The organism is Rubricoccus marinus, assembly GCF_002257665.1.
Lineage (GTDB): Bacteria > Bacteroidota > Rhodothermia > Rhodothermales > Rubricoccaceae > Rubricoccus > Rubricoccus marinus.
Genome location: NZ_MQWB01000001.1, coordinates 184,027 through 208,962, shown reverse-complemented (window position 1 = coordinate 208,962; position 24,936 = coordinate 184,027). Strand labels below are relative to the sequence as shown.

General features: G+C 69.1%; 18 protein-coding genes. 6 read left to right on the top strand and 12 right to left on the bottom strand.

Translation table 11 applies throughout. The features are described from left to right. Positions 1–24: 24 nt before the first annotated feature. A complete protein-coding gene (locus BSZ36_RS00795; RefSeq protein WP_094545265.1) occupies positions 25–1,383 on the bottom strand; it encodes a type II secretion system F family protein in 1,359 nt (452 codons plus the stop codon). Between the two features lie 309 nt (positions 1,384–1,692). Here BSZ36_RS00795 and BSZ36_RS00790 point away from each other — a divergent pair, with 309 nt between their 5' ends. Beyond that, entirely contained in the window at positions 1,693–1,920 is a 228-nt protein-coding gene (locus BSZ36_RS00790; protein WP_094545264.1) for a hypothetical protein, read from the top strand. Between the two features lie 12 nt (positions 1,921–1,932). Beyond that, positions 1,933–2,382: an SEL1-like repeat protein gene (locus BSZ36_RS00785; protein ID WP_094545263.1), complete on the top strand. Its 450-nt coding sequence runs from the start codon at positions 1,933–1,935 to the stop codon at positions 2,380–2,382. On the opposite strand, the gene BSZ36_RS00780 is transcribed toward BSZ36_RS00785, so the two are convergent. The 3 genes from BSZ36_RS00780 to BSZ36_RS00765 all read right to left on the bottom strand — a co-directional run bounded on the left by BSZ36_RS00780 (position 2,375) and on the right by BSZ36_RS00765 (position 6,938). Beyond that, positions 2,375–3,277: an undecaprenyl-diphosphate phosphatase gene (locus BSZ36_RS00780; protein ID WP_094545262.1), complete on the bottom strand. Its 903-nt coding sequence runs from the start codon at positions 3,275–3,277 to the stop codon at positions 2,375–2,377. The two genes, BSZ36_RS00785 and BSZ36_RS00780, sit on opposite strands and share 8 nt — an antisense overlap. Positions 3,278–3,383: 106 nt before the next feature. Next, positions 3,384–5,060, bottom strand: a complete 1,677-nt coding sequence (locus tag BSZ36_RS00775) for an NFACT RNA binding domain-containing protein (protein WP_094545261.1) — start codon at positions 5,058–5,060, stop codon at positions 3,384–3,386. Between the two features lie 516 nt (positions 5,061–5,576). Beyond that, on the bottom strand, positions 5,577–6,938 hold the full coding sequence (locus tag BSZ36_RS00765) for a hypothetical protein (RefSeq protein WP_094545259.1): 1,362 nt from the start codon (positions 6,936–6,938) through the stop codon (positions 5,577–5,579). Between the two features lie 389 nt (positions 6,939–7,327). On the opposite strand from BSZ36_RS00765, the gene BSZ36_RS00760 reads away from it, so the two are divergent. Continuing rightward, the gene (locus tag BSZ36_RS00760; RefSeq protein ID WP_094545258.1) at positions 7,328–8,263 is read left to right on the top strand and encodes a DsbA family protein; all 936 of its coding nucleotides are present in this window, start codon (positions 7,328–7,330) and stop codon (positions 8,261–8,263) included. An 88-nt stretch (positions 8,264–8,351) separates the two neighbouring features. On the opposite strand, the gene BSZ36_RS00755 is transcribed toward BSZ36_RS00760, so the two are convergent. Next, positions 8,352–8,801: a hypothetical protein gene (locus BSZ36_RS00755; RefSeq protein WP_179270948.1), complete on the bottom strand. Its 450-nt coding sequence runs from the start codon at positions 8,799–8,801 to the stop codon at positions 8,352–8,354. A 151-nt stretch (positions 8,802–8,952) separates the two neighbouring features. Here BSZ36_RS00755 and BSZ36_RS00750 point away from each other — a divergent pair, with 151 nt between their 5' ends. Continuing rightward, positions 8,953–10,608 (top strand): T9SS type A sorting domain-containing protein, encoded by a 1,656-nt coding sequence (locus tag BSZ36_RS00750; protein WP_094545257.1) that lies wholly within the window; start codon positions 8,953–8,955, stop codon positions 10,606–10,608. A 46-nt stretch (positions 10,609–10,654) separates the two neighbouring features. Here BSZ36_RS00750 and BSZ36_RS00745 read toward each other — a convergent pair whose 3' ends face one another. The 4 genes from BSZ36_RS00745 to BSZ36_RS00730 all read right to left on the bottom strand — a co-directional run bounded on the left by BSZ36_RS00745 (position 10,655) and on the right by BSZ36_RS00730 (position 16,862). Next, positions 10,655–12,913: a PAS domain-containing protein gene (locus BSZ36_RS00745; RefSeq protein ID WP_143536697.1), complete on the bottom strand. Its 2,259-nt coding sequence runs from the start codon at positions 12,911–12,913 to the stop codon at positions 10,655–10,657. Between the two features lie 168 nt (positions 12,914–13,081). Continuing rightward, entirely contained in the window at positions 13,082–13,924 is an 843-nt protein-coding gene (locus BSZ36_RS00740; RefSeq protein ID WP_094545255.1) for a choice-of-anchor V domain-containing protein, read from the bottom strand. Positions 13,925–13,943: 19 nt separating this feature from the next. Then, positions 13,944–15,392, bottom strand: coding sequence for a PQQ-dependent sugar dehydrogenase (locus BSZ36_RS00735; RefSeq protein ID WP_094545254.1), 1,449 nt, complete (start codon positions 15,390–15,392; stop codon positions 13,944–13,946). Between the two features lie 18 nt (positions 15,393–15,410). Further along, positions 15,411–16,862 carry a PQQ-dependent sugar dehydrogenase gene (locus tag BSZ36_RS00730; RefSeq protein WP_094545253.1) on the bottom strand — a complete coding sequence of 484 codons (1,452 nt, stop codon included), beginning with the start codon at positions 16,860–16,862 and terminating at the stop codon, positions 15,411–15,413. 79 nt (positions 16,863–16,941) lie between these two features. Here BSZ36_RS00730 and BSZ36_RS00725 point away from each other — a divergent pair, with 79 nt between their 5' ends. After that, complete coding sequence (locus BSZ36_RS00725; protein WP_094545252.1) at positions 16,942–17,553, top strand: DUF1684 domain-containing protein; 612 nt, start codon at positions 16,942–16,944, stop codon at positions 17,551–17,553. 140 nt (positions 17,554–17,693) lie between these two features. On the opposite strand, the gene BSZ36_RS00720 is transcribed toward BSZ36_RS00725, so the two are convergent. Further along, positions 17,694–18,278, bottom strand: coding sequence for a hypothetical protein (locus BSZ36_RS00720; protein ID WP_094545251.1), 585 nt, complete (start codon positions 18,276–18,278; stop codon positions 17,694–17,696). A gap of 464 nt (positions 18,279–18,742) precedes the next feature. Beyond that, entirely contained in the window at positions 18,743–20,392 is a 1,650-nt protein-coding gene (locus BSZ36_RS00715; protein ID WP_094545250.1) for a hypothetical protein, read from the bottom strand. A gap of 304 nt (positions 20,393–20,696) precedes the next feature. Between BSZ36_RS00715 and BSZ36_RS00710 the strand changes: the two genes are divergently transcribed. Next, positions 20,697–21,287: a PKD domain-containing protein gene (locus tag BSZ36_RS00710; protein WP_094545249.1), complete on the top strand. Its 591-nt coding sequence runs from the start codon at positions 20,697–20,699 to the stop codon at positions 21,285–21,287. Positions 21,288–21,675: 388 nt separating this feature from the next. Here the strand turns inward: BSZ36_RS00710 and uvrA are convergent, their stop codons facing one another. Then, on the bottom strand, positions 21,676–24,813 hold the full coding sequence (gene uvrA / locus BSZ36_RS00705; RefSeq protein WP_094545248.1) for an excinuclease ABC subunit UvrA: 3,138 nt from the start codon (positions 24,811–24,813) through the stop codon (positions 21,676–21,678). Positions 24,814–24,936: the final 123 nt, after the last annotated feature.

Here is a 24,936-nt window from a genome sequence, read left to right as displayed (position 1 = left end):
AGGCGGAACGGGGGCGTGGCGGGCTCAGCCGCCCATGCCCATCATGTCGTTGGCGGACGGGCGGATCATCGCGGTCTCAGCCGAGAGGACGGTGAGGAACGCGACCATGAGGCCGATGAAGAGGCCCACGAACGTCTGAATGGTCTCGACGGCAGCCTTGAGCTTGAGCGTCGTCTCGCGCTCGTAGTAGTCCGCCATCTGCTGGGCAGCCTTGCGCACCGCGCCGGTCTCAGCACCGGTCTTAAAGCGCGAGAGCGCCATCGGCGTGAACACGCCAGAGGCGTCCATCGAGCGCACCAGGTCGGCACCCTGGCCCATCATCATGGGGATGGTGACGGTCTTGATGCGGTGCTCCATGTACGGGTTGCCGCAGGCTTCGGCGGCCACCTTGATAACCTCCAGGTTCTCGCCCGATCCGCTGTAGAGGATGGCGAAAACGCGGCTGAAGACCTCGATGTTGAGCTTGTGGAGCAGGCTCCCGATGACCGGGATCCGGATCATGTTTTTGGACATGAGCATCTGCCCCTTCGGCGTCCTGAAGTACGCAAACAGCCCGGCCGCGATGAGGAGCACCCCTGCGATGAGGACACCCATGTACTCGTCCAGGAACGCGCTCATGGCGAGCGAGAACGTGGTGAGCGGCGGGAGCTCCAGGTTCTCGAAGTCGGCGAACAGGCCGGCCGTCTGGGGCACGATGGACCAGACGTACCAGATGAACACGGCGATCGTCGCCAGGATGGTCATCATCGGCGAGATGAGGGCGCTCTTGACGCTTTTACGGAACTCGTCCTTGCGCTCCATAAATCGCGCGGTGGCCTCGTAGATCTCGGCCATGTTGCCGGACTGAGAGGCCACGCCGAGCATGTAGGCGGTGAACTTGCCCAGCTTGTCTTCGTGCTTCATGAAGGCCTGCTTGGCCTCCATGCCGCTCTTGAGGTCGGAGTTGATATCGCGCAGCACCTGCTTGAGCGGGACCGACGAGATGTCGGACATCAGCAGCGTCATCACCTCGTTGAAGGGCATCTTCTCCATCAGGAGGTTCGCCGCGAGGCGGACGAACATGATGACGTCGCCCGTGGGCGGCTTCCGATTGAGACTGATGAGCTCCTTGTTGACCGAGACAACTTCTAGGCCCATGCGGGCGAGGGCGTTGCGGATCTCGTCCTCGGCGTACGCCTTCTGCGAGCCCTTGACGACCTTGCCGGACGGGTGCTTCACCTTGTAGTGAAACATCGCCCGCTTCTCCAGCTCTTGGAGCTGGAAGGCGTGCTTATCAGACAGGCTCTTCACCTTCTGCTGCGCCGCCTTGCGGTTGGGCGCGTAGACGGTGCCCGAGACGGACTTGCCGCTGGCGGCGGTGCCGGAGAATCGGAATTCGGCCATGGTGTTGACGCGGTGCGGGATGTTTGCCGGTGCGGTATCGGCGGAAGACCGTTTCGGCCTAAACCCGACGGCCCGGTTTCTCGGAGAGATGCCCCTGCTGGGCCGCAAGAGGCCTCTGGCGACCAACGAGACCACCGGGAGCCGGGCCCAACCGGCCGCGAACGAACGCGCCTCGTCCGGCTCTCGCCTCTGGCGGGTGAGCCACCGCTCCGTTGCGTCGCGAGAGCGTGACAACGCGGGGGTCCGTTCGCCAGAGGCTTCGGCTCCCGCCGTCAGGGGCCGACACCTTAGGGCCCCTCTCCTGGCATCGTGCGGCTCGCATTTCTTCTGGTTCTCGCCCTCGTGGCCGTTGGCGTCGCGCGCGGCGATTTCGCCTCTGGCGAGGCGCGGAGCGCGGAGGCGCCGCTGGTACGGTTTGAAGCGGACTCCCTCGCGGCCGATACCACGCGCACGCCAGAGGCCCGCTCTCGAGCGGCTGGCGCATCGCGCGCCCTTCTCTCGCGCCTACGCGCTCGCGTGGCGCCAGAGGCCGACTAGCCCTTCCCCCTTATGCGTATCGCTGCACTCCTCGTGTTGCTCCTGGCCGTTTCGGGCTGTGGTCCTTCACCGTACGATGACCCGGAGGCCTCGCGTGAGCAAGCATACCGCGTCATGGAGTGGCGTGCAAAGCTCGGTGACGAGAAGCAGGCGTTCAAGCTCGTCTTTCACCGCCAATGGTTTGAGGGCGACAAGGCGGGTGCAGTTCGAGAACTCCGGCGGATGGGACGCGAGGGCAACGTCTACGCCTCGGAAGCCCTCGGGTGGATCTACCAGTCGGAGGATGCAGGCGCCGAACAGGACTTCAAGGAGGCTGCGCGGTGGCTACGCCTGGCGGTGGAGCAAGGAAGCGAGGGCGCCGGAGCGGACCTCGCGCACTACGAGGCGTGGCTGGCCTCTGGCGGCGCGGCTGAGGCAGACTCTGGGCGTGTTTCCGGAGGGCCTGCGCCAGAGGCTAGATAAAGATCAGGCCCAGGATTCCGACGAGGTAGCAGTAGCCCGCGAACCAGATGAGGTCGCCGCGCTGCACGAAGGCGATGACGACCTTGATGGCCCAGATCCCGGCCACGAACGCGACGAGCGTGCCCAGCGCCAGAGGCAGCACGCCGAGGGCGGTCCCCTGCTCCATGAGGTCCAGCGTCTTGAGCAGCGTGGCGCCTACGATCACGGGGAGCGACATCAGGAAGGAGAAGTCGGCGGCCTCCTTGCGGTCCACGTTGAGGTAGATCGCGGTGCAAATCGTGGAGCCGGAGCGCGAGATGCCGGGGATGAGCGCCATCGACTGCGCGATGCCCACGAGGACCGTCTTAAGCGGCCCGAAGTGGCCCGTCGGGTTGGGGCGCAGACGGGTCAGGAGCAGAACCGTCCCGGTCACGAGCAGCATCCCGCAGACCAAGCGCGGGTTCGAGAACGCGTTCTCCAGCGTGTCCTTGAACAAGACGTACACGATGCCGGTCGGCACCATCGTGAGGAGGATGTAGAGCGCGAGGCGCGTGCTGGGGATGGGGCCTCTGGCGCCGCCGGTTTCGTCGCCGAACTCCTCCGCCAGAGGCTCGTCCGGCATCCGCTCGATGGGGCCGCCCTGGATGGCGCGCGCGATGCTGCTCGGGTTCTTGAGCGCCTGCACCAAGTCCGTCAGGATGGTCCAGATCCTCTGGCGGTAGACCGTGACGATGGAGAGGACGGTCCCAAAGTGGACGAACACCTCGAAGGCGATGTCGGCCTCACCATTGGCGTACCGCGGCACGTCGATGCCGAGGAAGTGCTGCCCGAGGACGAGGTGGCCGGAGGACGAGATGGGCAGGAACTCGGCGATCCCTTGCAGGAGACCGAGGATGATGGCTTGCCACCAGAGCATGGCGAGAGGCGGGCGTGAGGGGTCACGAAGCTAGCCTCTGGCGCGTGGAGGGATGGGGGATGCGGGGCGGAGGGATGGGCGGCGACTGAGCCCCTGGCGCCAGAGGCTAGAGCGTCGCGGGCTCCACGAGCAGCACGTCCTCGCGGTCCACGCGCACCAAGCCGGGCGGGCCGCCTTTGATGGGCCGGACGTACTTGCGCTCGGTCACCTGCACGGGCACCTGGCTCTGCGTTTTCGCCGTCGAGAAGCGGGCGGCGAGGCGGGCGGCCTGGCCGACGGCCTCTGGCGGGACGACTGTGGTCCGCGCGCGGCGCTTGATGACGACGTGGCTGCCGGGTACGCCGCGGGCGTGGAGCCAGAGGTCGTGCGGGCTCGCGACGCGCGTGGTGAGGTGCGCGTTGCCTCGGGCGTGCTTGCCGACGAGCGCTTCGAAGCCGCCGGGGAGTGGGAAGCGGTGGAACGGCTCCGAGGTCTCGCCGCGCGCCTCGGGGCGGAGCACGCGCGCGAGCGTGGCGTCTTCGGCCTCCAGCAAGTCGCGCAGGTCCTGGAGCGTGGACGTAGCACGGAGGCGCGCAAGCAGATCCCCGAGTTCTTCGGCCTCGGCATGGGCGGCCTCCCAGCGGCCTTCAGCCTCCTCGCGCGAGCGGCGCGTGCGGCGCGCTTTGTCGTAGTAGCGCTCGGCGTTTTCGACGGCGCTCAGCGCGGGGTCCAGCGGGATGGTGACGGTCTCGCTCGGGTCGCCCATGATGTCCGGCAGCGCGAGCTCCTCGCGGCCCGGCCCCTCGCCAGAGGCCTGAGCCATGAGGAGATGGCCGTACGCCTCGTAGCCGTCGGCGCGCGAGGGCTGGGAGAGCTCGTCCAGCATCGCGTCTGCGGACCTCTGGCGCTTGGCGGCGAGCCGCGCCAGAGGCTTCTCGACGGGCGCGTAGAGCGCGCGGTAGTGGCGGCTACCCAGGCTGCGCCGCGCGAAGACGGAACACGCGCGGTCAAAGCTCTCGAAGCGCTCCAGCGTCCAGTCCTCGGGCGGGTGCTGGAGCGGCGCGGGCAACAGCGCTTCGGGCAGGCCGTCCTCTGGCGTCCCGCGCCACGCGATGTGCGGGGCGGGCGCCTTCAGGTCGTCCAGGACCGATTGCACGCCGCGCCAGAGGGCCGGGGGCGGGCTCGCCTCTGGCGACGCGTCGGGGTCCAGACCGGCGCGGCGGCAGGCGTCCACCGCCAGAGGCGCGGAGACCAGCGGGACGGCGGCGCCGACGGCCTGGGAGAGCCTCTTGCGATTCGAGCGCCAGCGACCCTCGAAGGCTTCGGGCGTCTCGGGGTGCGGCGCCGGCCGCGTGGCGGGGGCTTCGGGTTCGTCGCCCAGGAAGGCGGCGATGGGGACGCCGGTGCGGAGCAGGAACGCGTTGGGGCGCGGGCCGAAAAGGCGCACCCAGAGGTGCAGGCCGCCGCTGAAGTGGAGGACGAGAAAGCGGTCGCGCTCGGGCGTGCGCACGGCCTCGACGGTGCGGCCGACGAGTTCGGGGAGCACGTCGGTCGTGTTGCGCCTCTGGCGCCCGCCGCCGGGCTGGCGCCAGACCATCGGGAGGCCGCCATCGCAGAGCGCGCGGAAGGCGTCGGTACGGGTTCCAGGTTCCGGGTTCTGCGTTCCGGGTTCTGCGTCGCCAGAGGCGAGCTGGAGCGCGAGGGTTAGCTCGCGGGGACTCTGCGTCCACGCGCCGGTGACCGCTGCGCCGCGCCAGCGGGTGTCCCACTCGGTGGCAAGGGCGTGGAGTGTGACGAAGTCCATGGGCGGCGGGGGCGTCGCCCAAGATCGCCTCTGGCGCTAGAGGCTAGCGGCCCAGCGTGAGATTGGTCAGGCTAATCGTACCAGAACTGTGCGAGCACTCCCCCTCCAACCGCTCATCCTGCGACAAAGCAATCCGTGAAGCGAAGGCCCCCCTTTGTAGGACTGGAACGCGTGGTTCGAGACACACTAGCGAGACGGCAAGACCGCATGTCCAAGGCGTCCCCTCCATGGCGGACGTATCGGTCTGCTTAGCCCACCCACTCCTCATTGGCAGCGCTTCGATGTCGTCGCCAATAGCCTCAACAGGGTGCGCCTCTGGCGTCTGCGCGAACACAGGCACCGAGATAGCCAGCGAGAGAACAGCAAAGAGGAAACGCATAGCGTCGGCAGGATTGGAGCGCGAAGATGCGTACGCGGTTGCCTCTGGCGAAAGACCGAGCGGCGTGGCCTGTTTACAGAGGAAAGCCTCTGGCGAGAACGAGTCCCGCCAGAGGCCTCACGCCTTCGCGCCAGCGGCTACAGTACCTGCTGACCGACGCAGGCATAGACGCGCTCCGCGACGGCGTTCGCGAGCTGCGTCTGCAGGTCGAGGGCCATTTCGGCCTCCACGTCGGCGCGGTAGTCGTCGGTGAAGTAGCGGCGGTCGTCGCGGCTGACGGCGAGATCGCGCCAGTCGCCGTCGAACTCGTGGAAGGTGACGGTATCGCGCACGTCCTTCTCGACCTCGCCCTGGCAGACGACAGCCCGCGTGCTTGCGTCCACAACGGTGTACGAGACCGTCGCGCCCGCGCTCATGCGCACGCGGAGGTAGTCGTACGTGGCGGGCTGACCGGAACGGGTCGAGGCCTGTCGCACGTCACGCTCGCGCACCTCTTCAGCTTGGCGCCAGAGGCCGAGGGAGAACGCGGCGCCGAGGTCGGCATCGAGGTCGCGCGCGAGCCCGGCGAGGAGCGAGCGGTTGCCCCCGAGGCGGTCCAGGTCGCGCTCGCCGCGCACCAGCCGGCGCACATCGGCGGGGTCGGCGGCGTAGACGAAGAGCGGCGGGCGCGCCCAGTGGTCGTCGTTCAGCACGTCGTCCAGGTCGGCCGCGAAGCCGTAGGGTATCCGCGCGCGGTCCCGGCCGACGCCGCCGCGCTCGCCGTCGTCGGAGCCTCTGGCGTCTCGGTCGTCGTTTCTGGCGTCCCGTGCGAGTGGGAAAAAGGCCACGCGGACGCTGCCGGCGTCGAGGATGGCGGCCTGGAGGTCTTGGAGCCGGAAAACGGTATCGTCGTCGGGATCGGAGAAGCCGAGCGCGTACTCCGTGTTGGCGTAGGCCCGGCGCCAGAGGCCTCGGGCAAGGTCGTCCTCGGCCCAATCGGAGTAGACGAGGCGGGCGTCGCCGTCCAAGAGCCGAAGTTCAGAGGCAGACGGCCGGTAGGCGCGGGCGCGGTTGAGGCTCGCGAGGGCGCCGTTGAAGTCGCCAGCGGCGTGAGCGTCCGCGCTGGCCTCGCGCAGGCTCGCGATGGCGTCGTCGAGTGCGAGGTCTCGATCCTCCGCGAACGTCTCAGGCAGGCGCAGCGAAACGCCGACTTCGGACGCCCGGTTCACGCGTCGCTCGACGTCCAGGTAGAGATCCGCCGCCTGCGTCGGCACGCGCGCGCCAGAGGCCTGCGCGAGGAGGCCGGAGACCAGATCGCGCCCGACGACGCCGAAGCGGCCTCTGGCGTTGGGGAGGTCACCGTCGCGGCGGAGCGCGGTGTAGTAGCGTTCGAAGGCGGTGGGCAAATCGCCCGCGAGTTCGGCCTGCATGGCGTCATCGTAGGCGCCGCGGGCGGAGGTGCAGCCCCACACGGCTAGCGTGAGGGCGAGGAGGAAGAGAGGCGTAGCGAAACGTTTCATGGCAGTGTGGGAAGGCACCCACGTGAATGCGGAGATCGTGCCAAGGCGGGGCGAACCGAGCCGTAGGTGGCAAAACCGGGCCTCTGGCGCTGCCAGGCGTCTACCGGCCGGTGCGCGCCGTGTCCACCGCAGGCGGCAGGCTGGTGGGGACTGGAAGGTGAGCCGGCTCGGCTTCTGGCGCCAGAGGCGGAACAAATAGGGCGGCGCCCCTCCTCATCCCTCATCCCTCATCCCTCATCCCTCATCCCTCATCCCTCATCCCTCATCCCTCATCCCTCATCCCTCCCACTTAAGCCCACCGCGCCAGAGGCTGAAACCACACACCAGACTCGCAGCGCCCCTCGTTCGGGCCGCCGTAGTCTGTACGCCTTCGCCACCCCGACACGTTGATGCCCACCCTCCGCGCGCTTTCCCTCGCCTTTCTCGCGACGTTCGTCGTCGCCTGCGGCCCCGCCAACAGCCAAACCGCCTCTGGCGGCGAGGACCGCAAGGCGCAGATCATCGCCAACCTCAAGCACGAGTTCCCGCAGGTCGCCGACCTCGACGTGCGCATCGACACGCTCAAGGCCGCAGCCGACGGCATGGACGAGGGCACGTTCCTGATCGCCGGCCAGCCGCCGCAGCCGTTCCTGGTCACGCGCGACAACTCCGCGATGTACCTCATCGCGTCCGACCCGATCGACGTGAGCCGCTCCGTCGAGGAACTCGCTGAAGCGCGCGCCAACGCGGACTCGGAAGCCGAAGCGGAGGCCCGCGTCCGCTCGGCCGCCCTCGCGTCCTCCGTCGCCGGGCTCCCCGCCAGAGGCCCCGCCGACGCGCCCGTGACCATCGTCGAGTTCTCGGACTTCCAGTGCCCCTACTGCAGCCGCGCCGCCGGTACGGTCAAGCAGGTGCTCGCGGCCTACCCCGAGGACGTGAAGCTCGTCTACGCGCACTTCCCGCTGGGCAACCACCCGTGGGCGCGCCCGGCCGCCATCGCGTCCTCGTGCGCCGCCGAGCAGAACAACGACGCCTTCTGGACGCTGCACGACCTCTACTTCGACGAGCAGAGCGCCATCAACACCGGCAACGTCATCGCGAAGTCTCGCGCCGCGCTCGCGGGCTCCGGCATCGACATGGCCGCGTGGAGCACCTGCGCGACTGACGAAAGCTCTAGCACCTATCAGGCCGCGGCCTCTGGCGTGGACACGCAGATGGCTCTCGGCGAGGAGTACGGGGTGCGCGGCACGCCGGGCTTCTTCGTCAACGGCCGCTTCGTCAACGGCAACCAGCCGATGGACGTGTTCGTCTCGGCCATCGAGGCCGCGAAGCAGGACCCGCGCTAGCCTCTGGCGAGCCGTCTGTTTACGCACCGCGCCCCGCCTGGAGACTCCGGGCGGGGCGCGGTCTGTTGGGGCCTCTGGCGCAAGAGGCTCAGGCGCCGTCGCCGGTGGGCGTGCCGCCGTGGTCCGGCACCACCTGCCCCGCGTGCGGCCGCACGTCCTCCCCGAACCGCAGCGCGTCCGGGACGTCGTTCCGCTGCGGCTCCGGGTTCACGAGCCCGCCCGTGAGCGGCATCTCGGCGGCGGAGATGAACGGGGCGAGGACGCTGAAGAAGAACTCCTGCTGGAACTCGTAGAAGTCGGGGTCGAAGCCGCCCGCGTCGCCGTCGTGGCCGGCCACGTCGAGGTAGAACACGCGGGGCCAGCCGGGGAAGCGCTGCTCTGCCTCGCGGAGGAAGTCCACCGCCTCGGTCGCCGCCGCCTCGAACGTGTCCTCTGGCGCCACGACCTGGTAGATCGCGACGGTGTTGTCGAAGCCCATGTGGATGCCCGGGCTGTCGGGCTTGTTGTACTCGGGGACGAACATGGGAGGAGTAGACACGTGCGCAGCGGGGAGACCGCCCAGAACCTAGCGCGGGGCCTCTGGCGGAGTCCATCGCGCCGCCTTCACCCGCACGCCAGAGGCGCGCCCGCGTGCCTTGCCGCCAGAGGCCGGGGGGGGCTAGACTTGCACAAGCATCTCTCTGCATCTCATGCTCCGGGCCGCCCTCTTCCTCGCGCTGTTCGCGCTCCCCGCGATGGCCTCTGGCGCGCAGACGTGCGCGCTAGGCACCGCCGAGGCGCGGCTGCGCGGCGTGGACGTGGAGGCGGCGCTGTTCACCAACGGCAACCTCTTCTACGGCAACCAGACGACCGACGGCAGCGGCTACGTGACACCGCTCGGAGAGAACGCGCTGAACGGGCAGCCGCGCTCGCCCGTTTTCGCGTCCACCCTGTGGCTCGGCGGGAAGGTCGGCGGCGACATCCGCGCGTCCGCTGCGCGCTACACCAACTTCGTGTTTCGGCCAGGCCAGACGGGCGCCGACCACGTCCCACCGGACTCCACCGCGTGCGCGGAGGCGGACAGAATCTGGGTGGTCTCCCGCGATGACATCGCGGCGTACTACGCCGGTGCGACGCCAGAGGCCGACTTGGCGGAGTGGCCGGTGCACCTCGGCGCGCCCGTCTTGGACGGCGACGGCATCGCGGGCAACTACGACCTCGAAGCGGGCGACCAGCCCGCGATCCGAGGCGACGTGATGGCCTTCTGGGCGATGACCGACATGGCTTCGGGCACCCCCTTTGGCGAAACGGCTGCCGGAGTGGATGTAGCGGCTGAAGCGTTCGCGATCCGTACCTCCCCGTTCCGGGACGAGACGTTCTACCGCTTCACGATCACGAACCGCAACGGCACGCCGCTCGACAGTGCGTACGTCGGCCTCCACCACGACTTTGATATTGGCGAGAGGACCAATGATCGTATCGGGACGGACACGACGGCGCAGATGCTGTACGTCTACAACGGCACCGATACCGACCCCTTTTTCAATGGCGCTCCCCCGGCCCACGGGGTCGTGGTCGCCAGAGGCCCTGTGGGGTTAGCGAACGGGCGCGATGACGATGGAGACGGTACGGTGGACGAGCCTGGGGAGCCGCTCGGCCTGACTGGCTCGGCCCTCTACGCGCTTACCTGCCCACACTGCACATCGGGCGACCCAGACGGAGTCTTCCAGTTCTACAACTACCTGCAGGGGAGATGGGGGGACGGAAGCGTTATGCGCGCGAACGGCAACGGATATCGGCAACCCGCCCAATACCCCAGGACTCGGTTTCTGTACGCAGGTGATCCCGTAAGCGGCGAGGGATGGAGCGAGGTCAACGCAGACGGGGCGGGCACCCCAATCCCCGCTGGAGACCGCCGCGGCATCCCCGGCAGCGGCCCATTCCGGCTACTCCCCGATAGCTCTACATCAGTCACCTTCGCCCTCGTCTACGCGCAGGGCACCGACCGCTTCGACTCCATTACCCACCTCCGCTCTGACGCCCGCCGCGTTCTCGCCGCGCAGGCATCTGGCGCGTTTGAACCCAGCCGCGTGGAGGGCTTCGAGCCTCGCCAGAGGCCTCTGGCGGTGAGCCGCCCGCGCCCCAACCCGTTTCGCGAAGCGACCACGATCCTGATCCAGGCGCCCGCCAACACGGCCGTCCAGGTGAGCGTCTATGATGCGCTCGGCCGCCGGCTCTCGGTCTCGGACGCGGAGACGCCAGAGGCGCGGGTCGAGATCGGGCGCGGCCTCGCGCCGGGCGTGTACGTCGTCCGCGTAGAGGGCGCGGGGTTCGCCGAGACGTTCACGGCCGTCAAAACGCGGTAGCGCGGCCTCTGGCGCTCGGCTTCGACCCGTGGCGCCAGAGGCGGGATCAGAGCCTCGTGATCAGCTCCGCCGCGCGCAACGAGCCGTCGCCCGAAGGCGCCGTGGCCAGGTGGACGATCGGCGCCGGCAGGACAGGCACGCCGATGCCGACGCTGCCGTCGGCGCCCAGCGCGAGTTCGGCGTCCAGCGCCGCGACGGCGTGATGCACATAGGCGGTGTCCAGCGAGTCGCCTCCCAGGCGGGAGGCCAGGCCGGGCGAGAAGAGCCGGACGAAGAGGTGCGCACCGGCCGCCTCGGCGCTCACCTCTAGCGAGCCTTCGGCAAGCTCGGCCACGCGGCTGATGACGGCGCCGAAGAGGCTGAGGTCCAGCAGGATCGGCGTCTCCAACGGCACCACCTCTACCGAGACCGGCACGCCAGAGGCGCCTTCGGCCACGGCGCGGTTCACGGTCGCCTCTAGGCCCGTCGTCCCCGTTGGGCGGGGCGCGACGGTGCGGAGGGCAGAAAGCTGCGTGAGGTCCAGGAATCCGTCCAGCGTGTCGAGGATCTCCTGCGCGGCGCGCGTGATGGCGCCCGCGGCCTCGGCGGCCTCCCCGTCCTCGTCCTCCATCAGGTCCGCGTAGCCCAGGACTGTCGCCAGAGGCACGCGCAGGCCGTGGCTGAGCAGCGAGACGAGGTCGGCGCTGTGGCGTGCGTCGTCGGCGGCCTCCTCGCTCGCGCGGGCGGCGATCCGCTCTGCGTTGCGGCGCTCGGTCACATCCACGGCGACGCCTCTGGCGCCCGAGATCGCGTTGTCGCGGTCCCGGGAGGGCTCGGCGTAGACCTCGAACTCGCGGGAGCCGAGCGTGAGCGTCCACGAACTCGCCTGGCCGGAGAGCACGCGGTTGAACCCTTGCATCGTCTCCGGGTGGTTCCGGTAACGCTCCACGGCGGAAACGCCGATCAGGTCCTCGGAGCGGATGCCCGAAAGCGCGAGCGCGCGGCCCTCGCAGAACACGAAGTGCCCCGCCTCGTCCAGCTCGAACAGCAGAATAGGCGCGTGCTCCAGGACGATGCGGAGTTGGGATTCGCGCCCGTGCAGGTTGTCGCGGATGTGGCGGCGCGCCGTCACGTCCTCGGCGAGAAAGGTGACGCGGCCGGGCCGCTCGGGCGTCGGTGCGGTGATGAGCGAGAGCGAGACGCGGTAGCGGCGGGCCTCGGTCTCGCCCGGCGGCACCAGGTCCGCGCGGAATCGCTGCACGCTCTCGTCCACGGTGGCGCGGCGGCAGGCGCCGGTCCAGAGCCGGACGGCCGCTGGCGGGAGCACCTCGGAAAACGTGTCGCCAGGGCCGGCGCCTAGCATCCGAACGGCGGACTCGTTGGCCTCCACGAGTTCGAGGTCGTCGGGCTCGCCAGGGGCCGTCCGCCATTCGGCCACGCCGACGGGGTACGGCGAGGCGTAGAACAGCCGCGAGAGCGTCGCCTCCTGCTCGGCCAGGCGTTGCGCCGAGGCCCGCCCGCCGAGGGCGGCTCCGGCCCATCGCGCCAGCGTTTCCACCAGCTCCCGCGCGGGCGGCCCGAACGGCTCCGGCCGCGCCTCTCGGCCCAGGAACGCGAGCACGCCGAGGCCTTGCCCTCCCGCTACAATCGGCGCCCCCAGGAACGCGCCCACCTCGCCCGGCGCTGCGAACGCCGAGGCCGCGACATCGTGAATGCCGACCGAGCCGCTGGCGCGGAACGTGATGGACGCCAGTGCGCCAGAGGCCAGCAGCCGCCCGTGGTTGACGATGCCGCCGGGGTCGTGCACGGATTCCACGTTCCACTCCTCGGACTCGACGCAGAGGAACACGGCCGCTTCGAGCCCCAGGAGGGACGACGCTCGCGTGAGCGCGTTGTGGAGCCGCTCGTCCAGCGGCGCGGGGTCCGCTGTCAGCGCGCGGAGGAAGCGCGCGTGGTCCAGCTCTACGCCCTTGTACTCCGCGTAGATCAGCGCCGAAACGAGAGCCCCGGCCTCCGAGAGGTGCCAGTCGCCGATGGGCGCGTCGCAAAGCGCGAGGAGGGCGTGCCGCTCGTCCCCGAGCCACACCGCCTCCACGTGCGGGACATCCACGCCAATAGTGGCCCCAACGACGGAGAGCTCCCCATCGTCCACGAGGGCGGCGAGGGCCACCTGCATCGCGTCTTGCGTCAGGGACTCCCCTGTACTCGCGACGGCCTGCACGTGGCCGTCGAGTTCGAGGCGGAGGACGTACAGCCCTCGCGATTGGAGCAGGGCAGCCGACTGACGAAGCGCGACGTCGAGCGCGGAATGGTGGGGTAGCGACACGGTACAGGTTGAGGGGGCAGTTCCGGTATCGCGCCCTCAGGTGTGCAGGCAAATCAACGCGCATCCTAGGAACGCTCGCGCGTCCGAACGGGCTTCTGCCACCCCTTTTTGTCGCTCCTAACTCGGCCGCCCCGCGTTTTCTCTACGCCAGAGGCCCTACGCCCCTGCTCAGCGCGCGACGACAACGCGCCCCGTCCGGCGCCCCTGCGGCGTGTCCACGACGAGGAAGTACACACCCGACGGGAGGCCGCTGGCGTCGACGTCGAGCAGGGACTCACCGGCGGGATAGGCGCCTCTGGCGAGATCGCGGACGGTGCGGCCGAGGCCGTCCACAAGCCGCGCGCGCACGTCTCCAGGCTCGCTCAGCGTAAGCCGCGCGCGGGCCTGGCCTCGCACGGGCTGCGGCGAGACGGCACCGAGCTGGACGGCGCTCTCGTCTGGCCCAGGCTCGCCAGCCGTGGCCAACGCCAGGGCCTTCTGCGCGGTATAGATGTAGTCCCCGGTCAGGCTGCTGTTTCCGTTCGCGGCGTTGGCCGCCGCGTAGACCGTGACGGCCTGGGGCGGCGTGCCCGCGGGCGGCGTCCAGTCAAAGGTCCACGAGGACTGCTGGTTGCCCGCCGTCGTGTGCGTGACGTAGTTCGTGTTCCCATCCGCGAACTGAATCGCCGACGAGCCCCGGAGGTCGAAGCTGCCGACGGGCGTGCCGCTGGCGTCACGGACGGAGACCTGGAAGCCTTGGAGCCGTCCCGAGCCGCCCGGCGCCGCCTCGGTCGTGTTCACCACGGCCACGGTGATCGCCAGAGGCTGACCGGCCACGTACACGTCGGGCGCGGTGATGGAGACCGAGCCCGTGCCCACGTTCGTGTTCGCGTCCCCGTCCGGCGTGCGGTGGCAGGTGGCGCAAGAGGTGCCGTCGAAGCCGTCGAAGCCCGACGGCGCGCCGTACGGGTACGTCAGCGCCAGAAGCGGCAGGGCAAGGACGGTAAGAGTGGCGAGCGTCCTGACGATCATCGGCGGGTGGGAGGGTGGCCTAGCGGACCACAGTAAGCGGGAGGACAACGCGGCCCGAGGCCGCGTCCAAGCGGACGAAGACGGCGCCGGGCGCGAAGCCGCTGGCGTCGAGTTCGACCTCAAGATCGCCTGCCGAGACGGCGCCGTCGTAGACAACCGCGAGCTCGCGGCCTCTGGCGTCGAACGCCGTGACGCGCACGCTCGTGCCTGCCGCCGCGCCAATGGCGAGGCGCGCGCGGCTCCGGACCGGGTTGGCGCCCCGGAGCGCGAGCGTCGGCGCGGCGTCGGTTGCGCCGGGGCCGTTCGCCAGAGGCCCCTGGACCACCTTGTAGATCTTGCCCTCGGTAAACGAGGTCAGCAGCACCTCGCCCGAGGCGTCGGCGTTGATGGACGCGATGTTGGGCACGGTGTTGAGGATCACGTCGGCGCCAGAGGCGTCGTCGAGAAGCGCCCACAGGCGGGGGAAGACGAAGTCCGCGAAGAGGTAGCGGCCTTGCAGGCCGGCCAGCGCGGTGCCGCGGTAGACGAAGCCGCCCGTGATGGAGAGCCCGCCCGTGGTCTCGGCGGTGTGCGGGTAGGCGTAGAGCGGGAGGTCGTATTTGTCTGGGTCGCAGTCGTCCACGAAGCACTGGAAGCCTTCCATCTCGCCCCAGCCGTAGTTGCCGCCGGCCTCCACGACGTTGATCTCCTCCCAGTCGGTCTCGCCTACGTCGCCCAACCAGAGGTCGCCAGTCTCAGCGTCGAAGGTGAACTTCCACGGGCTGCGGAAGCCTCTGGCGTAGATCTCGGGGCGGGCGCCGCTCACATCGAGAAAGGGGTTGTCCGCCGGGATGCGGTAGGGCAGGCTCCCCGTCGTGCCGTCCACGTCGATGCGGACGAGCGAGCCCAGCAGCGTCGCGAGGTTCTGGCCGTTGCCGTCCACGTCGCCCGGGCCGCGCCCGTCGCCGTAGGCGACGTACAGGAATCCGTCGGGGCCGAACTTGATCTTGCCGCCGTTGTGGATCGTCAGCGGCTGCTCCACCTCCAAGAGGACGACGGGGTCATCGGGGTCTGCCACGAGCGGATCGCGCGCCGAGCGGCGGTACTCCGCCAACACTGTCCGCTGCACGCCTCTGGCGCCGTAGTAGACGAAAAAGCGTCCGTTGCTCGCGTAGTCCGGGTGGAAGGCGAGTCCCAAAAGCCCCGCTTCCGCGCCCGGCCACGCCACGTCCGTCAGGTCCAGAAAAACCGTCGGCTCGGTCTCGCCCGGCGCGATGGAGAGGATGCGCGAGGGCGCCTCGGGCGACGTGCTCCCCTCCCCCTTTTCCACGACGTACAGCCGCTCGGGCTGGCCGGGCGCGACGGCCACCTCAACGGGGAAATCGAACCGGATCCCGGGGAAGGCCTCGACGGCTCGGATCTGCGCGAGGGATGCGGGGGCGAGTAGAAACGCTGCGAGGAGCGTGGCAAAAACGGGAAGTCGACTCATGGCATAAAGCCCATCACATCAGCCCGTTACAACGAGCCGAACGGATTGGCGGAGGGTAGAGGTCTCCGCTAGAACAAACACCACGCCAGCGGCCACACCAAGCGTCTCGAGGTCTACGACGAGGCGCATCTCGCGCGCGACGGCCCCCTCGTTCAGGACGGCCAACTCGCGGCCTCTGGCGTCGAAGAGACGCACACGTACCGGTTCGCCGCCAGAGGCGCTCAGCACGAGCGCGGCCTCGCCGCGGACGGGGTTCGGGCCGTCCACGCGGATCAGCCCCGCGCCAGAGGCGCCGGGGGCCGCCGCGGTAGAAGTGCCCTGAAGGCGGAAGATGGTGCCTCCGTAGGTGACCACGTACGCCTCGCGCCCCGGCCCCTCGTTGATGGACGAGATGTTGCTGATCGAGCTAGAGAGCAGCGTCGAGGTTGCGGTGCCCGGCGTCGTGCCAGAGAACAGGGACCACAGGCGAGGGAAGACGAAGTCGGCGTAGAGGTAGGCGCCCTCCAAGCCCGCCACGTCGGTCCCCCGGTACACGATCCCACCCGTGATGGAGAGCCCCCCCTGGTCCGTGTTGTTGTGGGGGTAAGAGAACACCGGCGCGTCGTAGTCGCTCAGCGTGCAGGTCCGCTGGAAGCACTCGGGGCCTTCCACGCGATTCCAGCCGTAGTTGCCGCCGTTGCGCACCTTGTTGATCTCCTCCCAACGCCCCTGCCCCACGTCGCCCAGCCACAGGTCGCCGGTGAGGGAGTCGAAGGAGAACTTCCACGGGTTGCGGATGCCGTAGGCGTAGATCTCGCCGCGGCCCCCGCCAGAGGCGAATGGGTTGTCCACTGGGATCCCGTAGGTGGCGCCTGCTGGCACCGTGTCCACGTCGATGCGGAGAAGCGCGCCGAGGATGGTGGAGGTGTCCTGCCCGCTGCCCAGCGGATCGTTCCCCGAGCCGCCATCGCCGAGCCCGATGTAGAGGAAGCCGTCCGGGCCAAACGCGATCTTGCCACCGTTGTGGTTGCCGAAGGGCTGGCTCCGCTCCAAGATTACGCGCTCGCTCTCGGGGTCCGCCGCCAGAGGATCGCCGCTGGCGCGCGCGAACTCCGAGACGACCGTCCGGCCGTCCGGCTGCCCGCTGTAGTGCACGAAGACGCGCCCGTTGGCGGCGTAGTTCGGGTGGAACGCGAGACCGAGCAGGCCCTGCTCGCCCCCCGCCCGCACGCGGTCGTCGAGGTCGAGGAAGACCGTCGGGGCGCTGTCCCCCACTTCAAGCGTGAGGATGCGCGCGCGCCCGGTCCCGTTGCCTTGCTCCACTACGTACACGCGGTTGGGCTGGCCCGGCGCCATCCCCATCTCCACCGGCGACTGGAAGCTGACGCCCGGGAACGCGTTGGTGGCCGTGATCTGGGCCTCTGGCGCTGCCGCGAGAAGGAGCGTGAGGCCGAAGACCGCCAGAGGCGTGAGGGAGGAGAACCGGGGCATAGAGGTGGGACGCTGATTCCGCGAAGCTGAAAGGACGGAGTCCACGATGATAGCGACCTTGTAGCCGGTCCCCGTTGCTATGCGCGTCGCTCTCCTGCTCCCCCTGCTTCTGTCTCTCGCCGCCTGCGGCCCCAGCGGGCCGTCGGTGGACCGCGCCGCGCTCCACGCCGAATGGGAGGCGTGGCGCACCAGCCGAGACAGCCTTTACGCCTCCGAGGACACGCCCGTCATGGAGAGCCTGCGCGAGACGTTTACCGGGCTGGAGTACTTCCCGTACGACTCCACGCTCGCCATCCCCGCCTCGCTCCAACCGGCGTTGCAAACGGACACGCTCTACCTCGGCACGTCCACCGGCGAGCCCCGCGCGATGGTGGCCTCTGGCGTGCTCGTGTTTCGCGCCGAGGGCCGCCCCATGCGGCTAACGGCCTACCTCCCTCTGGGGGAGACCAACCCGAACCTTTTCGTCCCCTTTCGCGACCAGACGACGGGCGTGGAGACCTACGGCGGGGGCCGCTACATGGACCTCACGCCAGAGGCTGACGGCAGCGTCGCGCTAGACTTCAACCGCGCCTACCACCCCACGTGCGTGGTCAACCCGTCGTTCTCGTGCCCTATCCCGCCGCCGCAGAACACGCTGGACCTCGCCGTGACGGCGGGCGAACGCTTCCCCGAGGCCTCTGGCGACGCCTAGCAGCAGCGCAGAGTGGGCGGGAGCAGCCTCTGGCGCCAGAGGCTCGGAGCGTGGGCTCTAGCGCCAGAGGCAAAGCAAAGAGGCGAGGGACCGAAGTCCCCCGCCTCTCCAACGTTAGAGCATGAGCGTGCGTCGCGAGCCTAGTCGCGCTTCCGGCGGCCGCGGCGCTCTTCGCGATGATCGTCTCTGCGATCATCCCTGTCGTAGCGGCGGTCGTCGCGCTGGTCGCGTGCCCGGGTGGGGCGGCGGCGCTCTCCCGTCAGGTACTTGAACTCCTGCTTCTGGTCGCGATCCAGGACCCGCTCAACGCGGTTGTCGGCATCGCGCCAGAAGCGTTCCACGGTGCGGTTGGCGTGCTGCTTCTGGTTGAAGCGGCGCGGGAAGGGGTACACGCGGCGCGCCTCGCCGCGACGGGTCTGGCGGAGCAGGTTGTACGCCCGGTTTTCCAGCACCTCACGGATCTGGCGCTCCTGGCGGTTGTCCAGGCGAAGCTCGCGGTCAAGGCGGTCGACGTACTGCCGCACGTCGCGCTCGACGCGGCGCCACTCGGGGGTGCTTCTGGCGTCGTCGCGGTTGTCACGGCGGACATCTGCCGGGCGCGGTGCCGGCTGGTACACGGTGCCGCCTCGGCGTGGGGTAGGGTAGCGCTGGGACTCCAGGGCGGTGCACCCGCTGAGCGCGAGGAGGCCGACGAGGCCGAGTGCGGAGAGTGTTGAACGGGTCATGGCGGTGGGGTTGGTGGGGCTTGAGAGAGCGGGCGGCGCCGGGTGCTGCGTCTGCCCTCACGTGGTAAGCCGCGTGTTCCCCCACCCACGTATCAACCGCCGTTCCGATAGCGTGAATCGCACGCCAGAGGCCTCTGGCGGCACTTCGCCGTCCACCATACAGGACGCCACCGCCGTATGTCCTGTGCGCGTTGCGCCCCGACAGGTTCCGCCACGGCGGCCGAAGCCTCTGGCGCGGAGGGGGCCAGACGGCGCCTCTCTGCGCCCCTTCTAGCCGAGGTCGAGACATGCGTTGCCGGGCGTCGGCGCGGGGCGCCCCTCTTCCCGCAAACCTTTTACACGCTTATTTTATGCGCACAGCTTCGGCAAACCGACGGCTGTGCGACCTCACCCGCGCGACGAGTCTGTGCCGTAGCCCTCCTCCTTCGCGAGAGGCCTCTGGCGCGCTCAGCACGTGTGTCGCTTTAGAACCGAAAGCGCGTGCCCCACGCGATGTCCTGGTACCTCCCGAACGTCACCTCGTGTGGCTCCCGCTGGTACGTAATGACGCCGGGGAACTGCTCGGACTCCAGTTCCGCACCTGGAATCGAGATTGCCTCTGGCGCCGCGACTGAGGTCCACCGCACGAAGAAAGACGTCCGGCGCGGGGCCACGATCTCTACCGTCGCCTGCACGAACGGGCTGCTCCGCGAGGACGACAGGCTGTAGGCGACTTCTCCGCCTGCGGCCGTCGTGGAGCGGTCTACGCTTCCCTCGATGGTCGTCAGGCCCCCGCCGATGGCAGCTTCGAGGCCGAACCCGCTGACGCGCGGGCTGGGCAGCACCAGCTCTGCGTAGCCTCGGAACGAGCCCAGAGAGACGAAGCCCACCTCGGGCCCCGTGACCTCTTCGATGGACTCGCGCTCCAGGCTTGGACGCTCGTCCTCGCCGCGCACCCACGTGCCGCCGAGACGCACCCACGGCACCGGCCGAAGCGCGACGTCGACGCTCGCGAGAGGCGCCGACGCCCCTTGCAGGAACTGCGGCGACGTGTCGGTGGGAATGCCGCCCAGCCGCACGCTCTCCTGGACCACGCCAGAGACCTCGGCATCCGACGACACCCCTCGCATAGCCGCTACGTTTACCCATCCGTAGCGAGCGCGCCAGCGGCTAAACGCCCCATCGGCTCTTGCCGAGCGCGACGAGAGAACGTCCTCCCCCGCGGTCGCCCCCGGGAAGTCCAGCGGCGTGACGTCGCGGAAGGCGGAGCGGTTGGCGAGCGAGCCCAGGCGGCTGGCGTACCCGCCTCGCGGCGGGGGCCGGGGCAGGAGGCGCTCCGCGAGAATGGAGCCCACCGCGGCAAAGAGCGGGACGAAGGGCGCGCTTTCCAGCCCTCCTTCTAGCAGAAACACGTCTCCCCCAGCGACGGCCAGCCCGACTGCGCCGCCGATGTACGGAAACGCACGCGCGATCCCTTCCTCAGCAACCGGCTCAATCTCTACCCACTCGATCTCGGTTGCCGGAATCGCGACGGCCTCTGGCGCCCGCCAGTTGTACGGAGCGACCGGGTGCAAAAGAAGCTGGTCGGCGTCGGCTTTCAGGATCACGCCGGAAAGGATGCGGTCGCCGCGTCGGATCACAACAGTGCGGCGCTCAGGGTTCACGAACGGAACGTCCGTGCTGGGGTCTAGAACTCGGCCCGCGAGGGCGTTCGTCGCCCCCGCTCTCTCCGGCCGGAGCAGAGACTCGCGGGCCTGCGCGACGGAATCGCGAACGGCCTGGTACTCCTCCGCGCTCAAGACAGAGGACGTATAGGCCGACGAGGCCTGTTGCCAGTTGGGGTTCAGAAACGCGGCGGCACTCTGCTCGAAGGAGCCGACAAACGTCCGGAGCGCGTCGATCTGGCCAGGCCGCAGCGCGTACGTGGTATCGCCCCCCACCGCTCGCGACACCACCAGCCGAGTCGTATCGGTGCCTGCCACCACCTGGACGGACTGAATCCCCTCGATCCCTGGGAAGAGCCCGAAGTAGCGCTGCTCCTCTGGCGACAGGTCGGGGCCGATGCGGTCTCCGAGAGGGGACTGCGCAAGCGCGAGTGTGGGAAGAAGCAGAAGGAGAGCGAGAAAAAGACGCATTAGTAGAGAGGGTGGTCCCCGAGGATAACGGTGCCCGATGAGGCGCGGCCACTCGCCCTAGAACGACTCCTCGGTTCTGTCAACGCTCTGTCTGGTCCCATCTATTCTGCTACTAGTCTGTGGCAGACCGTCACGGCGACACCCCTTCGCGCCTGGGTCTAGAACGCAGGCGCAGCCGGCTTTATCGGGCGCTTGCGCAACCGCTTGAGCCCTAGGCATGCCCAAATGCCGCCCGCGCCGACCACCACGCCTCTGGCGCCAGAGGCCCGGCGTACTCTGAGCCGCGTCTTGAAGTTGGTTCTCCATGCTCTACCGTTCCTTCCTGGCCCTGGGCTTCGCGCTTGGCCTCGCCTCCTGCCTGACCACGCGCGCGCCTGCCATGCTAGCCAGCCTAGAGTGCCCCGCAGAACTGCTAATCGGAGAGCAGGGACGCTTTGTCGCCTCGACAACGGACGACGGCATACCGGCTCCTGATGTCCAGTGGATCTGGGGAGACACCGAGACCTCTACGGGCGCGGATGCCTCGCACGTGTTCAGGACTCCCGGGACGTATTCCGTGACCGCAGAGCTACGCCGTGGCGAGAACGCTGTCGATACGGAGACGTGCGTGGTCACAGCCGTAGAGCTAGGGCACGGCCCTGTGTTCACAGCCTGCCAGGCCCAGCCGAGCACGGCCGCCTCTGGCGAACCGGTTTCCCTGATGGGTTCTCTCCACCCCAATTCGCCAGAGGCCGACGCGTTTGGAGTCGACTGGGGCGACGGCAACACCGATGCGTCACTTCCAGCGACGCACCGCTACAGCGAACCCGGCACGTACACCGTGACAGTGACCGCCCGCAACGCCTACGGCATCGATTTCTGCTCGACGGACGTGACCATCACTGAGAGCGACTAAGGAGACCCACCCCAGCCGGTGTCATCGCGAGCGCAGCGCGGCGATCTCGCGACGCCGAGCACGACCCCACCAGATCGCCACGTCGCGGAGCCTGCCCTGAGCGTAGCCGAACGGGCTCCTCGCGATGACATCGGTTGGGGAGGCTGCACAACGAGGCCCTGCACCTCTGGGCCCCAGGTGGGTCGTCGCGGAGACGCCTTACCCAAACGGGTGTCATCGCGAGCGGAGCGCGGCGATCCCGTGCCGCCGAGCGCGGACCACCCCAATCGCCGCGTCGCGGAGCCTGCCCTGAGCGCAGCCGAACGGACCTCTCGCGATGACGCCGCAGGGGAAGGGTGCACGGTAGAGCCCCAGGCCTCTGGCGCCAGAGGCCTGGGCGGGAGCGGGCCTACGCCTCCACCTCCTCGGGCTCGTCTTCCTCCACGTCCTCCCCGTCGTCGTCGCCCTTGCCGCCTCCCTTTGAGAGCGCGTCGAGGTCGATCTCGCGGAACGGCAGCGGCTCGCCAGAGGCCTCAGCGGCGCGCTCCAGTTCCTCGCGGAGGAACGGCGCCGTCGGCGTGTCGGCCTCGGCCAGGGCCTCTGGCGTGCCGGCGAAGAGAATCTGGCCGCCGCCCGCGCCGCCGTCCGGCCCGAGGTCCACGACCCAGTCCGCCTGCTTGGCGACATCCATGTTGTGCTCAATGACGAGAACGGTGTTGCCCTTGTCGACCAGCGCCTGGAGGACCAGAAGCAGGTGCCGCACGTCCTCGAAGTGGAGGCCGGTCGTGGGCTCGTCTAGTATGTAGAGCGTGTTGCCGGTCCCGGGGCGCGAGAGCTCCTTAGACAGCTTAACGCGCTGCGCCTCGCCGCCCGAGAGCGTCGTCGCGGCCTGCCCCAGGCGGAGGTAACCCAGCCCGACCGCGTCCAGCGTTTTGAGCTTGCGCGCGATGCGTGGCTGGTTGGCGAACACCTCCAGCGCCTCGCTTACGGGCAGGTCCAAGACCTCGGCGATGTTGAGCCCCTTGAACCGGACATGCAGCGTCTCGGCGTTGTAGCGCCGCCCCTTGCAGGTCTCGCACTCCACGTACACGTCCGGGAGGAAGTTCATTTCGAGCTTCATGATGCCCGCGCCCTTGCACGTCTCGCACCGCCCGCCCTTGACGTTGAACGAGAACCGGCCCGGCTTGTAGCCGCGGATCTCGGCCTCTCCCATGCGCGCGAACAGCTCGCGGATCAGCCCGAAGAGGCCGGTGTAGGTCGCCGGGTTGCTGCGCGGCGTGCGCCCGATCGGCGACTGGTCGATGGCGATGACCTTGTCGACGTGCTCCAGCCCCTTTAGGTCGTCATAGGGCAGCGGGACCGTCTGCGAGTTGTGGAAGTGCTGCGCGAGCGCCGGCCGGAGCGTGTGGTTGATGAGCGTTGACTTCCCACTTCCCGAGACGCCCGTGACGCACGTCAGCGTGCCGAGCGGGAGGCGGAACGTCACGTCCTGCAGGTTGTGGCCTCTGGCGCCTTCGAGCACGATCTCGTGGCCGCTCCCCTCGCGGCGCTCGCCAGAGGCGGGCGTCGGGATCGCGCGGAGCCCCGCGAGGTAGGCCGTGGTCAGCGAGAGCGGAAGGCCGTCGCCAGAGGGCGTCGAGATGACCTCTGGCGGGCCGGCCGCCAGGAGCTCGCCGCCGTACTCGCCCGCGCCGGGGCCGAGGTCCAGCACGAAGTCCGCCGCCTCAATCGTTTCGCGGTCGTGCTCCACGACGAGGACCGAGTTGCCGAGGTCACGGAGCGATTGCAGCGAGTCGATGAGTTTGGTGTTGTCGCGCGGGTGCAGCCCAATGGAAGGCTCGTCCAGCACGTAGAGCACGCCGGTGAGCTGGGTGCCGATCTGCGTCGCGAGGCGGATGCGCTGGGATTCGCCGCCCGAGAGCGTCCGCGCCGGACGGTCCAGCGTGAGGTAGTCCAGGCCCACATCCACCAGGAAGCCCACGCGCTCACGGATCTCCTTTACGACCGGCCCACCGATGATCTCCTGGCGCCCTTCGAGGTCGAGGTCTTCGAGCCACTGCACGAGCGAGCGCAGGTCCATCTGCACGAGGTCCGCGATGCTCTGGTCGCCTTCGTACGTGCCCGTGTTGCCCACGCGGTAGCTCAGGCTTTCCGGCTTGAGCCGCCCGCCGCCGCACACGCGGCACGCGATGACGCGCATAAACGCCTCGGCCCATTTTTTCTGGCCCTTGCTGCTCGCGTTCTCTTGTGTGTGCGCAATGTGCCCCAGGACGCCACCGAAGCGGTGCTGGTACTTCACCTCGCGCCCCTTGTACTTGTACACGATGTCGAACTGCTCATCGCCCGCGCCCTCCATGAGCACCTGCCTCTGGCGCTCGGTCAGGTCGGCGATCGGCGTTTCCAGGTCGAACTCGTAGGCGTCCGCCACGGCGCGGACCTGGCTCCAGACCCACACGTCGCGCGGCGTCCCGAGCGCCGCGACGGCGCCCTCCTGGAGGGACTTTTTCGGGTTGGGCACGACCAGATCCGGGTCGATCTCCTTGCGCACACCCAGACCGTTGCACGCCGGGCACGCGCCGTAGGGGCTGTTGAAGCTGAACGTGTTCGGGCTCGGGTCCTCGTAGCTCAGCCCGTCCTGCGGCGCCGTCAGGTGCCGCGAGAACAGCACGTCGCCAGCCTCTGGCGGGGGAGCGCTCGCCTCGTTGCCTCTGGCGCCAGAGGCCCTTTTCGACTTCGCGCCCTTCTTGCCTTTCCCTTGCTCCTCGCCAGAGGCCTCTGGCGTGTCGTTTTCCACGGGCGACTTCGCGCTGCCCACTGGCCCCTCCCCCACCCGGTCCACCTGCGCGACGAGCGTGCCGCCGCCCATGCCGAGCGCGATCTCGACGGCTTGCGCGATGCGCGGCCGGATGCCCTCCTTGATCGCGATGCGGTCGATGACGACCTCGATGTCGTGGATGGAATAGCGGTCGAGCTGCATCCCCTTCTCGATGGGGCGGATCTCGCCGTCGGTGCGAACGCGCTCGAAGCCCTGCTTGGCGATCTGCTCGAAGAGGTCGCGGTAGTGGCCCTTGCGGCCGCGCACGACGGGCGCGAGCAGGATCACGCGCGTGCCCTCGGGCCACGCCGCGATCGCGTCGATGATCTCGTCGTCGCTCTGGCGGCGCATCGGCGCGCCGGACTTGTACGAGTAGGCGTCGGCTGCGCGGGCGTAGAGCAGGCGAAGGAAGTCGTAGACCTCGGTCACGGTCCCGACCGTCGAGCGAGGGTTGCGGTTGACGGTCTTCTGCTCGATCGCAATGACCGGGCTGAGGCCGTCGATGAGGTCCACGTCCGGCCGCTCCATCACGCCCAGAAACTGCCGCGCGTAGCTGGAGAGCGACTCCATGTAGCGCCGCTGCCCCTCGGCGTAGATCGTGTCGAAGGCGAGCGAGGACTTCCCGCTCCCCGAGAGCCCCGTGATGACGACGAACTGGTCGCGGGGGATGTCGACGTCGACGCCTCGGAGGTTGTGCTCGCGCGCGCCGCGGATGGTGATCTGGTCGTCCACTGGGTCGGGTCGGGAATAGACAGAGGGCTACCCACCGCGGCCCGGCGCCGTTCCGGGCGGGGGCCTCTGGCGGGGCGTCCGCACGCGAACCGAACGGGCGGTTTCGCCAGAGGCGGTCCGCGG

Bases quoted from the DNA above. Each gene is read 5' to 3' on its own strand.
- BSZ36_RS00775 (WP_094545261.1), bottom strand. From the start codon at position 5,060: ATGGACTTCGTCACACTCCACGCCCTTGCCACCGAGTGGGACACCCGC.
- BSZ36_RS00750 (WP_094545257.1), top strand. From the start codon at position 8,953: ATGCTCCGGGCCGCCCTCTTCCTCGCGCTGTTCGCGCTCCCCGCGATG.
- BSZ36_RS00760 (WP_094545258.1), top strand. From the start codon at position 7,328: ATGCCCACCCTCCGCGCGCTTTCCCTCGCCTTTCTCGCGACGTTCGTC.
- BSZ36_RS00740 (WP_094545255.1), bottom strand. From the start codon at position 13,924: ATGATCGTCAGGACGCTCGCCACTCTTACCGTCCTTGCCCTGCCGCTT.
- BSZ36_RS00710 (WP_094545249.1), top strand. From the start codon at position 20,697: ATGCTCTACCGTTCCTTCCTGGCCCTGGGCTTCGCGCTTGGCCTCGCC.
- BSZ36_RS00725 (WP_094545252.1), top strand. From the start codon at position 16,942: ATGCGCGTCGCTCTCCTGCTCCCCCTGCTTCTGTCTCTCGCCGCCTGC.
- BSZ36_RS00780 (WP_094545262.1), bottom strand. From the start codon at position 3,277: ATGCTCTGGTGGCAAGCCATCATCCTCGGTCTCCTGCAAGGGATCGCC.
- BSZ36_RS00730 (WP_094545253.1), bottom strand. From the start codon at position 16,862: ATGCCCCGGTTCTCCTCCCTCACGCCTCTGGCGGTCTTCGGCCTCACG.
- BSZ36_RS00735 (WP_094545254.1), bottom strand. From the start codon at position 15,392: ATGAGTCGACTTCCCGTTTTTGCCACGCTCCTCGCAGCGTTTCTACTC.
- BSZ36_RS00720 (WP_094545251.1), bottom strand. From the start codon at position 18,278: ATGACCCGTTCAACACTCTCCGCACTCGGCCTCGTCGGCCTCCTCGCG.
- BSZ36_RS00765 (WP_094545259.1), bottom strand. From the start codon at position 6,938: ATGAAACGTTTCGCTACGCCTCTCTTCCTCCTCGCCCTCACGCTAGCC.
- BSZ36_RS00715 (WP_094545250.1), bottom strand. From the start codon at position 20,392: ATGCGTCTTTTTCTCGCTCTCCTTCTGCTTCTTCCCACACTCGCGCTT.
- BSZ36_RS00785 (WP_094545263.1), top strand. From the start codon at position 1,933: ATGCGTATCGCTGCACTCCTCGTGTTGCTCCTGGCCGTTTCGGGCTGT.
- BSZ36_RS00795 (WP_094545265.1), bottom strand. From the start codon at position 1,383: ATGGCCGAATTCCGATTCTCCGGCACCGCCGCCAGCGGCAAGTCCGTC.